Consider the following 14,543-nt stretch of genomic DNA (forward strand, 5'->3'; position numbering starts at 1 on the left):
TCATGCGTTTTCTCTGCGTGACGCCAACGGTGGCCTTGGTTTTGCGTCAGCGTACCGTCATCCGCCCGTTGCCTGTTGCAGCAAAAATCGGGTGCAATCGTCCACAGCCAATGGCTTGCTGAAGTAGTAGCCTTGCACCTTGTCGCAGCCGTTTTCCTTCATCACATTGTACTGCCCCAGAGTTTCCACTCCCTCAGCCAGTACTTCCAGATGCAGGCTGCGCGCCAGTGCGATGACGGCCCTGGCGATGGCAAGATCGTCCGCATCCGACGTCACATCCTGCACGAAGGAGCGATCGATCTTCAGTTGGTCTACCGGAAAACGCTTGAGGTAATTGAGGTTGGAATAGCCGGTTCCGAAATCATCGATCGACAGGCGCACGCCCATGGACTTGAGTAACTGCATCACTTCGATGCTCTTTTCCGGAGTTTCCATCGAAGCACTTTCGGTCAGTTCCAGTTCCAGACAATGCGAATCCAAGCCGCTGTCATCCAACGCATGACGCACCACTGTGGCCAGACTATTCAGGGCAAACTGCTTGGCCGACAAGTTGACCGCCATCGTCAATCCGTGCACACCCATATCGTGCCAGCGCTTACCCTGTTCGCACGCAGTACGCAGAACCCATTCGCCGATCGGCACGATCAACCCGGTTTCTTCTGCCAGCGGGATGAATTGCAGCGGTGAGATCATGCCTTTTTCCGGATGCTGCCAGCGCAGCAAGGCCTCAACACCGACAATCTTGCCGCTATCCAGCGATACCTGCGGCTGATAGTGCAGGATCAGCTCGTGCTTTTGCACAGCCTGGCGCAATTGTGAAGCCATCTGCAAGCGGTGGCTGACCTGGCTGTTCAGGCTCGGCGTGTAGAATTGAAAACGTTCCAGCACGTTGTCCATGGCCCGGTGCATCGCAACCTCGGCGGCCTGCAACAAGGCATCGCCGCTATCGCCGTCATTGGGATAAACAGTCACCCCGATGCTGGACTCCAGATAGACGCCCTCATGGCCATCGACGTGATAAGGCAGGTCAAGCACATCGATGATTTCCTGCACCACCATAGCGATCTGGTCTTGAGCATGCACATGCAAGACCATCGCAAAGCTGGTGTCTCCAAAGCGTGCCAGCGTCGCATCATGCTGCATCAGCCCTGACAAACGGCGGCTGGCCTCCACCAGCGCATCTTCACTCAATTGCAATCCCAGGCTCTCGCGCACGGCAATAGCACCGCGTACCCCGATGAGAATGACTGCAATCAAACCGGGGCGTTGTTCACGCTCCACCCGCGTAATGCCTTGCTCCAAACGGTCGCGTAACAGGCTGCGATTGGGTAAGCCCGTGAGGACGTCATAGTTGCTCAGGCGATGGACGCGATCTTCCGCCTGACGCCATTGCGTGATGTCGATACCGCTGCAAATAAAATTGAGCGCCAGCCCGCTGTCGTCTTGCAAGAAGGTAGTCAACCACAGGATTTCGCGGCGCTCCCCGCCTGTGGTCAGCCAGCGGCTCTGATATTGCAATGGTTGCGACTGCAGATGCCAGTGCAGGAAATGATTGCGCACCGGCTCCACCTCTTCCGGCGGAAAGAAAACTTCCCAGAACTGCTTGCCCTGAACTTGCGAAAAGGTATAACCGGTGGTGCGTTCGGCCGCCTGGTTGAAACGCATGATGCGGCCGTCCTTGTCCAGCATCATTCCCAGTGCCCCGGTCGTGTCGAAAATGGCTGACAGCAGATTGCGTTCGGCCTGCAAAGCCTGTTCCATCTTGTGGCGGATCTGGTTCTGATGCGCCTCTTGCAGAGCGCGCTCCACCGCCGACGGCAAACGTGCCAGATTGGACTTGAGCACGTAGTCATAGGCGCCCTGCTTCAGCGCCTTGATCGCACGTTCCTCGCCCATGGTGCCGGAGACAAACAAAAAAGGTGTGTTCGGCGCGATCTGCTGCACGATCTGCAGCGCCGACATGCCGTCGAAAGCGGGCAAGGAGAAATCGCCCAGAATGATATCGGGCTGATAGTGGCTCAGCGCGTCGAGAAAAGCATCTTCGGTTTCTACCTGATAGATGTCGCAGGCGATACCGGCACGCACCAGTTCATAGCGTGATAGTTCCACATCGTCAGGATCATCTTCCACTATTAGAATTTTGAGTGTGCTTCTTCTCATCCCCATGCCCTATTTTTTTATGATGCTGGTACGCGATTGACGAGCATCCAGTAGAAACCCGCTTTTTCAACTTCCTCCTGAAAACTTTCGAACTCCACAGGCTTGACGATGTAGCTATTGACGCCGAGCTTGTAACACTCGCTCAGATCCTGTCCTTCGGCAGAAGACGTCAGCATGACCACCGGAATCGATCTGGTGACAGGATCAGCTTTGATCTTGCGCAACACGTCAATGCCACTGACCTTGGGCAGTTTGATATCGAGCAGGATCAGCTTGAGAGGCTCGTCCTGCACCCGATGTTCGTAGACACCCTGGCTGAAAATAAAGTCCAGCGCATCGGCACCGTCCTGTACCCATTCGACTTTGTTGACCAGCTTCTTTTTTTGCAGCGCGCGCATCGACAGCTCGGCATCGTAGGGGTTGTCTTCCACCAGCAAGATATCAATTTTTTCGAAGCTGTTCATCGCCATCCTTTCATGTTGCCGCAGGCAAGGTGAAATGAAATACCGCGCCTTCGCCAACCACGCCTTCCGCCCAGATTTTTCCCCCATGGCGCGTCACGATGCGATGCACGATTGCCAGACCAACACCGGTTCCTTCGAACTCGCTCACACGATGCAAGCGCTGGAATACACCAAACAGTTTGTTGTAATAGCGCATGTCAAAGCCTGCGCCGTTATCACTGACCGTGTACGTAAGGACGTCCCCCTCCACAGATCCTTTGACGGTGATATGGGCCTGTTCGCGCTTGGCGCTGAACTTGCAGGCATTCGACAGCAGGTTGAACCAGACTTGCTTGATCAGGGTAATGTCGCCTCGCGCTGCGGGCAGCTCGCTCAGCGACAAGGTCGTGTCATTGACGGCGACGCTCGCAGCATCGTTGAATGCCGCCTGGGCCAATGCAGACATGTCGAGATGACCGTAGTTGAGTTCTTTACGCCCCAGGCGGGAGAACTCCAGCAACTCATCAATGAGACGCCCCATATTGCGCGTGTTGTCGCGTATGACTTGCAGTTTGCGCCGGCCTTCGTCGTCAAGCTGATCGGCAACGTCTTCTTCCAGCATGCGTGCAAAGCCGTCGACGGCACGTAACGGTGCGCGCAAATCATGCGATACCGAATAGCTGAAACTCTCCATTTCCTTGTTGCTCGCTTCCAGCTTTTCGATATTGTCTTTGAGTTCACGCGTCAATTCACGATTGGCTTCTTCCAGTTTGCTGCGCGCCAGGATTTCCAGCTTGAGGGCGCGATTGAGCGCATGCAGGTGTTGATTGCCGGCGCTGATATCGTCTGTCAACTCAGGAAGTTCCAGCTCGTCTGCACAGACCTTTTTCTTCAACTCGTCATGCAACAGGCCGAGCTCATCGCGATTTTTCTTGAGCAGCACGTAAGATGTGATGTCCTCCGCACGATGCATGATGTAAAGGATATTGCGATCGGCATCCATCACGGGAAAATTGGACGGACTCCAGTAACGCTCCTCAAAACCAGTTCCATCCGGTCGCGGCACATCGTACTTTTGCATCGCCATGGCATCCGGCATCCGGGTCTCGAGCACACGCTCCAGCGAGCGGCGCAGGTTGGCTACGCCGTCGGCATTGGGGTCGTCCGGATTGTCCGGAAAGACATCAAACAGATGGCGTCCGACAATCTGCTCGCGACGGGTGAGCGTTGCCTGCAAGTAAGCGTCGCTGACGGCGGTAATAGTAAAGTCCGGCAACAAGACGAGAAACAGTCCGGGCACCGACTCGAACAACAATTGAAAATTTGCAATCTCCTTTGTGGAGACTTGTAATGTCATCGCTTATGTCCGTATCTAAAAAGAGCCGTAAGTAAGTCGAGTACTTAAATCCACTACAGGGTCACATGTGTTCAGATACTCACGTGCTGCTATATCGGGCAAGCTAATAGTGTGGACAAACACCTTTTTACTTGATTGCTGCCTCGTTTCTTGTCTCGCCCGATGCTGCGGGAGCACCAAAAACTCTGTCAGTGAAGCAAGGTTGATTGTTTGTTTATATTTTTATGAAACCTGAATGACGAGTCCAATGTACCTAATTGATAGTTACATTTCAAGCGTACGTATCGGGTTTTAAAGATGCGTGTGCAAAGCTTGATTTTTCGTCAACTAAGAGCTTCCAGGTAGGTTGGAAAATCAAGTTATCCGAGACGGCTTTGCAACCACTTCGATGCTCCCGCAAGACTGCGGAAGTCAGAGAGAGAACGGCATTCGATGCCTGGATGACTTTCGCGCAACATGCGCGACAAGGCAGAACCCGGCCCAAGCTCAAGCGCGACCGTAATGCCTCGTTCTGCGCAGGCGTCCATGCAGGCAGACCACTGGATGGTAGTGGTAAGTTGCTCGACCAGACTGCGCCTGGCCGAGTCTGTATCGTGCACTTCCTGTGCCGAGATGCCTGCCAGGACGGAGACCACAGGAGGATCGAAGACAATCGCATTCAAGGCTGTTGAAAACGGCGCGGATGCCGATGCCATCAGCGGTGTATGCGATGCGATGCCGACCGGCAACATGCCGGTTCTGGCGCCGCGCGTTTCACATTGACGTCCTGCCGCCAGCAAGTCGGCATTGCGACCGCCGGCGATCAGCGTATCGAAGCCTGTCTGTATCGCCACATGGGCATTGTGCTGCCGCAATACGGCAGCCACTTCCTCAACCGGCAAGCCGCCAACTGACATCAAACCTTGCTGAGGCTCCTCACGCAGGCAGGCATCCATATAACCGGCGCGCGCGATGGCAAGATCGATGACGGTTATTGCCGGCATTGATCCAGCGACACCGTAAGCAGTCAATTCACCAATGCTGTACCCCGCCACCAGATATGGCACCGGGAGTTCGCTGTTCAGCGTCAGGGCCTGCCACGCAGCCAGGCCGGCTGCCGCCACCAGAGGCTGTGCATGGCGATTGGCAAACAAGAGGCGGTCATCTTGCAAGAGGACATCAAGCGGTTGCCCAAGGCGCTGTTCCAATGCATAACCCTGCAAGATCTCTGCGCCGCGCACATCATTGCGCAGCAAATCGAACATGGCGGCATGCTGGCCGCCTTGGCCGGGGCAGAGAATGGCAAAGCGTTCGGTCATGCTTTCAGGTTGCTGTTGATGTTGGCAATTTCGCTGCCATGCTCCTTGTCCTTATCGAAACAAATCGCATGCATCAGACAAGCTGCAGCCAGCAGATCGGCAGCACCGCCGGGCGACAAGCGATGTCGCACGAATTCTCGATGACATGTTTCGGCCTGCGCTTGCCAATCGATATTGCCGGTGCCGCCGTCCGCCATGAAAGCACGGCTGCGGGCCTGCACCATGTTTGCTCCGGCATTGCCGCCGCGATGGTAGACATTGGTGTCGCTGACATGCGCCATCAGCGCAAACAGGGCATCGATTTTGGCGCATTGCCAGTCACGTCCGGCATCCAGGGTCGCCTGCAATTGCGGCAAGGCGATATCAAAGACCGAGGGAAAGCCCAACGCGCCTTCTTCGCGTGCGCCCCCGACAGCATGATGCGCGGCAACCCGCAGCCCATTGCTGCTGGCGTCGCCAGCGCTGGTGTGCGCAGTCAAGGCATCGCCCCATTGAATCAATAAAGTGGCGCGTACCGCTTGCGGAGAAAGCGTCATCCCTTGCGCACGGCACGATGCCAGCGCAGCACACAGCATGCCCAGTCCGAAAATCGCTCCGCGATGGGTATTGATGCCGGCAGTGGCGCGCAGCATACGCTGCTCTGCCCTGATGCCGAGTTGCTTGAGTTCACTGAAAGGTGCGCCGTGTGTACCTGCTTCCGCAATCTCAACGAAATAGCGCCTTAGCGAAAACAGACTGCGCATGAAGGTCGATGCATCCATGTCGTCGTGACTGCCGTTGTCGACCAGAGAGACAAGTCCAGGTTTGGGATAAAGCACCAGCTCCTGATACAAACTGCGCACCGCCTCGCGTGCCATCTTGCGGCAAAAATCGCGCAGGCTGCGTTGCCGGCGGCGTCGCTCGGTGTAGTGCGGTACGGTCGACAGACGCATGGCTGGCTGAGTGGGTAGAGAGATCAGACTGGGCATGCCGGCCTCTGACGTTCTTCGTGACTGTTCAGCTTCGCCAGCAAATCGCCGACACGCAAGAGCGCGACGTCGCGGCTGCGTTTAAGCAGCACGCGATTATCGGGGTGATGGCAAGCCTGCGCCCATTCCTTCCACGATACCGCGGCATCATCAGGAAAGACGATTTCGCCATCCAGCGGCAAGGTTTGTGCATGACGTTGGAGCAGATCGATGCCCTCAGTCAATTGCCGGCCGCTCAACGGCCGGAACAACAGATCGATATCGGAAGACGGCCGCAGATAAACCTGACCGGTGAGCGCCTGCAATGCCAGCGAGCCGTAGACGCTCACCGACAAGCCTTTTGCGACGACGTCATTGTCCAGTTGTTGTAATGCATCCCGCCACGAAGCCGTCACATGCGGAATCACATTGAGAATCGCCAAAGGATCTTGCACCCGGCGTACGTGCTCTTTTGCCACGCGCAAAGGCAGTCGCAGCTTGTTGCCCTCCGCATCCGGCGGCAAAGCGACGCCAAGACAAATTGCATCTGCCGGGCAATCGGCATCCTGGCGGCGCACAATCGCCGGCCAATCGTGCGCCTGCCAACACAGGACATGATGGCGATGCGCATCCGGCAGCGTCAACGCAGCATCTTGCCAGCCGCGTTCGCTCAGCCAGACCAGGCTGTGTCGCTTATACAGGCTGGACATCGCTGCCGCTGACGATGGCATTGACGACTCGCTGCGACCAGTTGCGGCCGCCGCGTTCCTGACCGAGGGCGGCACGACCGTCCTTGTTGTCTGCATCGGCCAGTGCCTGCTTCAATTGCGCGGCCAGATCGCCGCTCCAGATTTCAGCGACGCCACCCATGCGGCGATAATTTTCGGGGCCGGGTGCAAACACCGGATTGCTCTTCGCCAGTTCGACCAGACGTTCTTCCGGCACCTTGGTGATACGCGCCATGGCAGGCAAGCCCATCACCCGGATGGTCGCATTCGGCAAGGCATAGCAGGCGTCAGCCATGAGGCCGCTGGTAATGAAGCCGCCCGACAAGGCCTGGTCATACACCAGCCCGATGATCTTGTGCCCCTGCTGACGCGCCAGGGCTATGCATTTGCCCAGATGCGCCATGTAGCTGTTGATGCCGAGCATCTCGTCACGATGACGCAGACGCTGTCCCTGCGTGTCGACCAGGATGATGATGGAACGCCCCGGATGCTCGCGCACGGTTTGCAGGACTGCCTGCGCTTGCGCAAGCGCGATCTCGATGCCGATCGGCGTATGGCCGGTGGTGCCGACCACCGTCACGATCTCGCCGTCAACCTGCGCCGTGCCGGACAAGAACTCGGCCTTCTCGGTAATGCTGTGGCCTTGCGGGAATAAGTCATCCGCCAAAGTTTGCCAGCTCATGGTGTTCCTTTCACACGATGCGCCTCAACCAGCGCGACGAAGGGTGCCGCCTCCAGCATGGGAATCTGCTGCGCCTGTTCGATGCCAAGACGCGTCCAGATGTCCTGCGGATCGGCCGCGTCACCGAAGCGCGCGATGCGTTGCTCAAGCATGGCCTGCTCCGCTTCCAGCGCCTGCAAGCTCAAAGCTGTCGGATTGCCTTTAAATGCCTGCAAAGTCTGCGATGCCGCCGCACGAAATGCATCGGCGTCATCCGCCACGATGCCCTGGCAATCGCCCAGCAGATAGCGATGCTTGCCGCCGGTGGTGCGCCAGACCAGCGCACGGTCGCGCGAGTCGAATTCTTCGACGCCGTTGGCGGTTTCGATGACTTCCGGCCCCGACATGGCGAGACGCCCTTCTTCCGACATGATGATAGCGTTGGCGCAACGTGCAACGATGCCCATGCCGCCAAAGCAGCCGTTGGAGCCGCCTACCAGCACAATGACGGGGATACCGGCTGCACGCGTATCCAGTACGGCGCGCATCACTTCGGATACGGCGATCAGACCTGCGTTGGCTTCATGCAGACGCACACCGCCGGTTTCCAGCAGCAGGATGACGCCTTCGGCTTGTTCCTGCACAGCGCGTTTGAGCAAGCCGACCAGTTTGGCGCCATGGACTTCGCCGACTGCACCGCCCATGAAGCCGCCCTCCTGCGCTGCGGCGAATACGGTCGCACCATTCAGGCTGCCGCGTCCGATCACGACGCCATCATCAAATGACACCGGCGCATCCAGTTGGCCCAGATGCGGACTGACGATACGTTTGGCCGGCGGCAGAAACTCTTCAAAACTGCCGGCATCGAGCACCAGCGCGACGCGTTCGCGGGCGTTGGCTTCAAGATAGCTCACACTTTTGGTCGCCATCATTTCGCCTCCACCATGGATTCCACCGCTTGATCCAGGCGCAGGCTCACCACGGCGGGAGTCGCGCCCATATCATTGATCGAGATGCGCGTATCGGCCAGTTGCCAGCGCTTGTTGAAGTCGCCGATGACGGCTTCCCAGATCGCGCCGAAGCCGCGTGCCGCGGTTTTGATTTCAACCGAGCAGCCGCCTTGCAGGTCGGCCGGTTCAATCAGCACTTCCAGATTACCGGAGCTGACCACACCGACCAGTTCGGCCTTGGCGGAGAGTTTGCGGGTGCCGTTTTCAAAACGATAGTTCAAGGTTTCCATATCACCAGTTCCTGAAACGTTTGGGCGGGTTGTATAGCCCACCGGAGGCGCGCACCAGATCCTTCATGTTCTTGGCCGCCAGCAGATCACGCGTGGCGAGGCGCTTGTCGATGCCCATGTCTTCGGCACGGCGGATAATTCCCCGGTCACGCAGGTTCTCAACCATGCGCTTATCGCGCGCCAGGCCGACCGGCGTGTAGCCGGCGACGCCGCGAATAGCTTGCTCGCGCTCTTCATCGGTGCGGCACAGCAAAAGATTTGCGATGCCTTCTTCAGTCAGGATGTGCGTGACATCGTCGCCGTAAATCATCACCGGAGGAATCGGCATCTTGGCTTGCTCGGCCAGTTGCCAGGCGTCGAGTTTTTCGACAAAGGCGGGTTGCATGTGTTCGCGGAAAGTTTCCACCGTTTGCACCACCAGCTTCTGGCCACGCGGGATGGTGTTCTTGCCTGCCCTCGCCTGCTGGCCGGCCTTGAGCCATGCCGGGCTGGCGTGACGGCGGCCGCGCGCATCAGCGCCCATGTTGGGTGCGCCGCCAAAGCCGGCGATGCGTCCCAGGGTTGCGGTCGACGAATTGCCCTGCAAATCGATCTGCAAGGTCGAGCCGATGAACATGTCGCAGGCGTAGTGGCCTGCTGTTTGCGAGAACGCGCGGTTGCTGCGCATGGAGCCGTCCGGGCCGACGAAGAAAATATCGGGACGTGCGCGAATGTAATCTTCCATGCCCAGTTCGGAGCCGAAAGAATGCACCGACTCGACGAAACCGGCTTCAATCGCGGGGATCAAGGCCGGATGCGGATTCAGTGCCCAATGCTTGCAGATCTTGCCGCGCAGGCCAAGCGATTCGGCATAAGTCGGCAGGATCAGCTCAATGGCGGCAGTGTCGAAACCGATGCCGTGGTTGAGGCGCTGGACTTCGTACTCTGCGTAGATACCTTTGATGGCCATCATCGCCATGAGCACCTGAATCTCAGAGATTTGCGCCGGATCACGCGTGAACAGCGGCTCGATGTAATGCGGTGTCGGCGCCTTGGTCACAAAGCTGACCCAGTCTGCCGGGATATCGATGCGCGGCAGCACGTCGACGATTTCATTGACCTGTGCAATCACGATGCCGCTGCTGAAGGCGGTCGCTTCGACAATCGCCGGCGTGTCTTCGGTATTGGGGCCGGTGTAGAGATTGCCGTGGCGATCCGCCGCCTGCGCCGCCACCAGGGCGATGCGCGGCGTCAGGTCGACAAAATAACGGCCGAACAATTCCAGATAGGTATGAATCGCGCCGATATTGAGTTTGCCGGCCGACGCCAGCTTGGCCAACCGACCGGCCTGCGGACCGGAGAAGGAAAAATCCAGTTTCGAGGCGATGCCTTTTTCGAAGACGTCCAGATGCTCCGGCAGAGCCAGCACGGAAAACAGCATGTGCAGGTCATGCACACGCGCCGGATCAAGCCCGGCCAACGCCTTCGACAAGAAGTCGGCCTGCTTCTGGTTGTTGCCTTCGAGGCAAACGCGATCGCCCGATTCGATGACGGCGTATAACAAATCGGCAATGCGTGCGGAGGGCAAGAGCTTGCCTTCGAGCGCGTTGCCCAGCACGCCGCTTGCGCGCGCCAGGCGTTCATTGCGATTTGTTTGCCGACGATTCCAGACGTGGTCGGTGGCAGACATTTACTTCACTCCCATGAGGATATTGGGCAAGCCGGTGGCAATACCCGGAAAGAAACACAACAGAATCACCGCCAGGAACATCAGCGCCAGGAAAGGAATCGTCCCCTTGATGACGTCCGACAACGGGATGTCGGGTGCGATGTTCTTGATGACGAACAAGTTCAAACCCACCGGCGGATGGATCAGGCCCATTTCCATCACCACCGTCATGACGATACCGAACCAGATCAGATCAAAACCGGCCTCACGCAAGGGCGGGAGGATAATCGGCGCCGTCATCAGGATGATCGATACCGGCGGCAGAAAGAAGCCGAGCACGATCACCATCAGCAGGATCACCGCCAGCAACAGCCATTTGGACAAATGCATGTCCACCACCCACTGCGCCGCCGACTGGCTGATGTGCAGGTAACTCATCACATAGGAGTACAGCAGCGACATGCCGATGATCAACAGCAGCATGCCCGATTCCTTGATGGTCGAGTTGAGGAAAGGCACCAGCTCACGTGGCTTGTAGATGCGGTAGACGACAGCGATCAGCACGATAGCCAGCAAGGCGCCCAGACCGGCTGTTTCCGACGGTGTGGCAAAGCCACCGTACAAGGCTACCATCACGCCGATCAGCAGGATCAGGAAAGGCAGCACGCGCGGCAGCATCTCCACCTTTTGTGCCAGCGTGAAATGCTCGTCATCCAGGTAAGCCGATTTGGCGCCGCCACCGGTATAGATGGCGTGTGCCATCTTGTACTCTTTGCGTGCCCGGAACACGGCGTAACCGGCGAACAGAATCACCAGCAACACGCCCGGGCCGATGCCCGCGAGGAACAAACGTCCCAGCGATTGCTCCGCCGCCACCGCGTACAAAATCATGGTGATCGACGGTGGCAGCAGAATCCCCAGCGTGCCGCCCGCAGCGATGATGCCTGCGGCAAAGCCGGGTGAGTAACCGCGACGGCGCATTTCGGGAATACCGGCCGAGCCGATGGCCGAGCATGTTGCCGGCGACGAGCCTGCCATTGCCGCAAACAAGGCGCAGGCAAACACGTTGGCGATGCCGAGGCCGCCTGGCACACGATTCAACCAGGCGTGGATGGCGGAGTACAAGTCCTTACCGGCCGGGGATTTGCCGATGGCCGCCCCCTTGAGGATGAACAGCGGAATCGACAGCAAGGTGATCGATGCAATCTCTTCATAGACGTTTTGCGTCACCGTATCCAACGAGGACGCCGGCATGAAGAAATACATGAACGAAGTCGCCACCACGCCAAGCGCAAAAGCGATCGGCATGCCGGAACACATCACGAGGATGGTGACGATCCCATACAGGGAACCAAGAACCAATGGTGTCATGCTGCCTCCTTCGCCGGAACAGTGCCTGTCATGCGGGTCAACACTTGCACCAGCAGTTGCAGCGTGAGCATGGTCATGCCCAGCGCCATCATCGAATACGGAATCCACAGTGGTGGCGCGAAGGTCGACGAGGTGGTTTGTCCGTCCACCCAGGCTTCGTGAAACAGCGTCCACGATTTCCAGGCGAAGAAGGCGCAAAACACGAAGGAGATCAGGTCGACGATGAACATGCGGATCTTGTTGGCAGTCGGCGACAAAAAGCCCGCCAGCGCCTCGATGCCGATATGGCCGCGCAAGGATTGCACATACGCCGAACACAGGAAGATCACGCCGACCAGCATGAACACCGATGCCTCGTCCTGCCAGTCGGTCGGTTGATGGAAGAAATAGCGCACCACCACCGAGTACGTCAGGATGATCGACGTCAGCATCAATGCGATCATCGCCAGGAACACCGCGAGCTTGTTGTACTTCTCAAGCCCGTGGTGCAGCCCGGCCAGGACGGCGTTGGCAGGCACGGCAGGCTTGGCCTGCGGCTGCATCTCGAAACCGTGACTCATAGGAGCTTCTCCGCCAGTTTCAACAGATTGGCACAATTGGCGTTACGCGCGGCGAAGTCCTTCCATGCAGTCGCACGGGCGATGTCCTGCCACTTCTTGACGGTTGCGGCATCGAGGTCGACGACCTTGGCGCCGGCTTTCTGGTACACGGCGGCGACCGCGACGTCATCGGTCTGGGCAGCCTTCAGTGCGAACTGCTCCATCTCGGCGCCGACGGCCATGATGGCGGCTTGCTGATCCTTGCTCAGTTTTTCGAACACGGACTTGGAAATCATCAGCGGCTCGAACATGTACCAGTACGCCTTGTCGCGACCGGTGGTCAGCGCCTTGGCGACTTCTTCCAGGCGGAAAGACATGAAAGACGTCGATGATGTCATCGCCGCATCCATCGCGCCGGTTTGCATGGCCGCGTAGATTTCGTTGGACGGCAGCGTCACGACGGCAGCGCCCGCTTCTTTCAGGATCAGATCCATTTCGCGCGAACCACCGCGCACTTTCATGCCCTTGGCGTCGGCAGGATCAACGATCGGCTTGCCGCGCGAGGCGACACCGCCCGCTTGCCAGATCCAGCTGACGATCAGGATGCCCTTCTCGGCCAGGATGCGTGCAAGTTCTTTGCCGACTTCAGCGTTTTTCCATGCCGAGCCTTGTGCGTACGAGGTCACCAGTCCCGGCATCAGGCCGATATTGGTTTCCGGAACTTCACCGCCGGCGTAATTGAGCGGCACCAGCGACAGGTCAAGCGCGCCTTTGCGCATGGCCGAGAACTGCGCATTGACCTTCATCAGCGAGGAGCCGGGATAGATCTCGAACTTGAGGCTGCCTTTGGTGCGTTTGCTAACTTCTTCAGCAAACAGGCGGGTCAGACGATCGCGAAAATCGCCTTCGTTGATCGTGCCGCCAGGGAATTGATGGGAAATCTTCAGCGAGGTGGTCTGTGCCCATACCGAGGTACCGGCTGTCCACAATGGTGCTGTTGCCAGCGCTCCGATAATGCTTCTACGGGTTTGCGAAGTCATTGCTGCTCCTCCTTAAGTGAAAGAAATACTGCTTTTAGTTATCTGGTGCCGGCTGTTGCTGATGCTTGCCAGCTCCATATATTGAAGGCCGGCTTGTTCTTGCCATGACGTCGCCAGGCTACGGACCTACGTTGATTTGTAGCTGCCCTGCGACGTTGTCTCTGCACTTGCTTTGTTGTCTTTGCTTTTTTATGTATCTTTCTTGTATACACGTTCTTACAAAACAAATACATTGTCAAGCACCTGAGATGATTTAGAATTAGTTCATTGCATACTTGATATCACTTATGGATACCCCAAAGAAGCGTTCCGAGACGTTGCGCGAATCGATTGAAGAGTTGATCGCCGTCGGCAAACTGACGCCCGGCCAGCATCTGGACGAAACCGTGCTGGCCGAGCAATTCGGCGTTTCCCGTACGCCAATCCGCGAAGCGCTGATCCAGCTGGCATCGATGGGCATCATCGTGATGCGGCCGCGGCGCGGCGCCATCGTGGCCGAGATCGGCCCGCAGCAATTGATTGAGATGTTTGAAGTGATGGCTGAGTTGGAGGCGATGTGCGGCCGTCTTGCCGCCCGGCGCATGTCGGCAGCCGAACACGCCGCGCTGATGGAGGCGCATCAGGCCTGCAAGGATGCGCGCGACGCCGCCGATCCGGATACCTATTTCTACAAGAACGAAGACTTTCACGGCCAGATCTACGCCGGCAGCCATAACGCCTTCCTCGAAGAACAGGCGCGCGTCCTGCAACGCCGTCTGCGCCCCTACCGCCGCCTGCAACTGCGCGTGCGCGATCGTCTGAAAAGGTCTTACGACGAGCATGAAGGTGTGGTCAACGCCATCATCTCCGGCGACAGCGACCGCACGGTGGAACTGCTGCGCCAGCATGTGATGGTTCAGGGGCAACGCTTTGCCGACCTGGTGGCATCGCTGCACCAGTTGAAGTCGACGCCGGATAGCGAAAAACCATCGCTTAGCGATGCACTGGCGTGACCCCTGATGCGCTACGCAACTGAATCAACGCTCTCCAAACCTGTTCAAAGTCTGTAGCGAGAGGCCATCAGCTGGTGGCGCCCGGAGCGGAGAAACCGGAGTGGTCTTGAGACCATGAG

General features: G+C 57.9%; 14 protein-coding genes and 1 other RNA gene. 1 reads left to right on the forward strand and 14 read right to left on the reverse strand.

Annotated elements, in window-relative coordinates; translation table 11 throughout:
• Positions 1-57 precede the first annotated feature (57 nt).
• The 13 genes from hmeg3_RS12645 to dctP form a co-directional block, all read right to left on the reverse strand.
• Entirely contained in the window at positions 58-2,109 is a 2,052-nt protein-coding gene (locus hmeg3_RS12645) for a bifunctional diguanylate cyclase/phosphodiesterase (RefSeq protein ID WP_232511633.1), read from the reverse strand.
• A gap of 68 nt (positions 2,110-2,177) precedes the next feature.
• A complete protein-coding gene (locus hmeg3_RS12650; protein ID WP_094566310.1) occupies positions 2,178-2,624 on the reverse strand; it encodes a response regulator in 447 nt (148 codons plus the stop codon).
• Between the two features lie 10 nt (positions 2,625-2,634).
• Positions 2,635-3,960, reverse strand: coding sequence for an ATP-binding protein (locus hmeg3_RS12655; protein WP_094564031.1), 1,326 nt, complete (start codon positions 3,958-3,960; stop codon positions 2,635-2,637).
• Between the two features lie 359 nt (positions 3,961-4,319).
• A complete protein-coding gene (locus hmeg3_RS12660) occupies positions 4,320-5,258 on the reverse strand; it encodes an ACP S-malonyltransferase (RefSeq protein WP_094564032.1) in 939 nt (312 codons plus the stop codon).
• Positions 5,255-6,226 carry a triphosphoribosyl-dephospho-CoA synthase MdcB gene (gene mdcB / locus hmeg3_RS12665; protein ID WP_232511634.1) on the reverse strand — a complete coding sequence of 324 codons (972 nt, stop codon included), beginning with the start codon at positions 6,224-6,226 and terminating at the stop codon, positions 5,255-5,257. The genes hmeg3_RS12660 and mdcB overlap by 4 nt, the downstream gene beginning before the upstream one ends.
• Positions 6,214-6,915 carry a malonate decarboxylase holo-[acyl-carrier-protein] synthase gene (gene mdcG, locus hmeg3_RS12670; RefSeq protein WP_094564034.1) on the reverse strand — a complete coding sequence of 234 codons (702 nt, stop codon included), beginning with the start codon at positions 6,913-6,915 and terminating at the stop codon, positions 6,214-6,216. The genes mdcB and mdcG overlap by 13 nt, the downstream gene beginning before the upstream one ends.
• The gene (mdcE, locus tag hmeg3_RS12675) at positions 6,899-7,615 is read right to left on the reverse strand and encodes a biotin-independent malonate decarboxylase subunit gamma (RefSeq protein WP_094564035.1); all 717 of its coding nucleotides are present in this window, start codon (positions 7,613-7,615) and stop codon (positions 6,899-6,901) included. Before mdcE ends, mdcG begins: the two co-directional genes overlap by 17 nt.
• Complete coding sequence (locus hmeg3_RS12680) at positions 7,612-8,526, reverse strand: biotin-independent malonate decarboxylase subunit beta (RefSeq protein ID WP_094564036.1); 915 nt, start codon at positions 8,524-8,526, stop codon at positions 7,612-7,614. Before hmeg3_RS12680 ends, mdcE begins: the two co-directional genes overlap by 4 nt.
• Positions 8,523-8,834, reverse strand: a complete 312-nt coding sequence (gene mdcC / locus hmeg3_RS12685) for a malonate decarboxylase acyl carrier protein (RefSeq protein ID WP_094564037.1) — start codon at positions 8,832-8,834, stop codon at positions 8,523-8,525. Before mdcC ends, hmeg3_RS12680 begins: the two co-directional genes overlap by 4 nt.
• A 1-nt stretch (position 8,835) precedes the next feature.
• Positions 8,836-10,503, reverse strand: a complete 1,668-nt coding sequence (mdcA, locus tag hmeg3_RS12690) for a malonate decarboxylase subunit alpha (RefSeq protein WP_094564038.1) — start codon at positions 10,501-10,503, stop codon at positions 8,836-8,838.
• Positions 10,504-11,853 carry a TRAP transporter large permease gene (locus hmeg3_RS12695; RefSeq protein ID WP_094564039.1) on the reverse strand — a complete coding sequence of 450 codons (1,350 nt, stop codon included), beginning with the start codon at positions 11,851-11,853 and terminating at the stop codon, positions 10,504-10,506.
• Positions 11,850-12,413, reverse strand: coding sequence for a TRAP transporter small permease (locus hmeg3_RS12700; RefSeq protein WP_094564040.1), 564 nt, complete (start codon positions 12,411-12,413; stop codon positions 11,850-11,852). Before hmeg3_RS12700 ends, hmeg3_RS12695 begins: the two co-directional genes overlap by 4 nt.
• The gene (gene dctP / locus hmeg3_RS12705; RefSeq protein ID WP_094564041.1) at positions 12,410-13,432 is read right to left on the reverse strand and encodes a TRAP transporter substrate-binding protein DctP; all 1,023 of its coding nucleotides are present in this window, start codon (positions 13,430-13,432) and stop codon (positions 12,410-12,412) included. The genes hmeg3_RS12700 and dctP overlap by 4 nt, the downstream gene beginning before the upstream one ends.
• A gap of 287 nt (positions 13,433-13,719) precedes the next feature.
• Between dctP and hmeg3_RS12710 the strand changes: the two genes are divergently transcribed.
• Entirely contained in the window at positions 13,720-14,424 is a 705-nt protein-coding gene (locus hmeg3_RS12710; RefSeq protein WP_094564042.1) for a GntR family transcriptional regulator, read from the forward strand.
• A 41-nt stretch (positions 14,425-14,465) separates the two neighbouring features.
• Here the strand turns inward: hmeg3_RS12710 and hmeg3_RS12715 are convergent.
• A non-coding RNA gene (locus hmeg3_RS12715) (sX9 sRNA) lies at positions 14,466-14,540 on the reverse strand.
• Positions 14,541-14,543: the final 3 nt, after the last annotated feature.

Origin of the sequence: Herbaspirillum sp. meg3 (assembly GCF_002257565.1) — a bacterium.
In the GTDB taxonomy this organism is placed as follows: domain Bacteria; phylum Pseudomonadota; class Gammaproteobacteria; order Burkholderiales; family Burkholderiaceae_D; genus Herbaspirillum.

Bases quoted from the DNA above. Each gene is read 5' to 3' on its own strand.
- mdcE (WP_094564035.1), bottom strand. From the start codon at position 7,615: ATGAGCTGGCAAACTTTGGCGGATGACTTATTCCCGCAAGGCCACAGC.
- hmeg3_RS12655 (WP_094564031.1), bottom strand. From the start codon at position 3,960: ATGACATTACAAGTCTCCACAAAGGAGATTGCAAATTTTCAATTGTTG.
- hmeg3_RS12695 (WP_094564039.1), bottom strand. From the start codon at position 11,853: ATGACACCATTGGTTCTTGGTTCCCTGTATGGGATCGTCACCATCCTC.
- hmeg3_RS12700 (WP_094564040.1), bottom strand. From the start codon at position 12,413: ATGAGTCACGGTTTCGAGATGCAGCCGCAGGCCAAGCCTGCCGTGCCT.
- hmeg3_RS12710 (WP_094564042.1), top strand. From the start codon at position 13,720: ATGGATACCCCAAAGAAGCGTTCCGAGACGTTGCGCGAATCGATTGAA.
- mdcA (WP_094564038.1), bottom strand. From the start codon at position 10,503: ATGTCTGCCACCGACCACGTCTGGAATCGTCGGCAAACAAATCGCAAT.
- hmeg3_RS12650 (WP_094566310.1), bottom strand. From the start codon at position 2,624: ATGAACAGCTTCGAAAAAATTGATATCTTGCTGGTGGAAGACAACCCC.
- mdcB (WP_232511634.1), bottom strand. From the start codon at position 6,226: ATGCCCAGTCTGATCTCTCTACCCACTCAGCCAGCCATGCGTCTGTCG.
- mdcG (WP_094564034.1), bottom strand. From the start codon at position 6,915: ATGTCCAGCCTGTATAAGCGACACAGCCTGGTCTGGCTGAGCGAACGC.
- dctP (WP_094564041.1), bottom strand. From the start codon at position 13,432: ATGACTTCGCAAACCCGTAGAAGCATTATCGGAGCGCTGGCAACAGCA.
- hmeg3_RS12660 (WP_094564032.1), bottom strand. From the start codon at position 5,258: ATGACCGAACGCTTTGCCATTCTCTGCCCCGGCCAAGGCGGCCAGCAT.
- hmeg3_RS12680 (WP_094564036.1), bottom strand. From the start codon at position 8,526: ATGATGGCGACCAAAAGTGTGAGCTATCTTGAAGCCAACGCCCGCGAA.
- mdcC (WP_094564037.1), bottom strand. From the start codon at position 8,834: ATGGAAACCTTGAACTATCGTTTTGAAAACGGCACCCGCAAACTCTCC.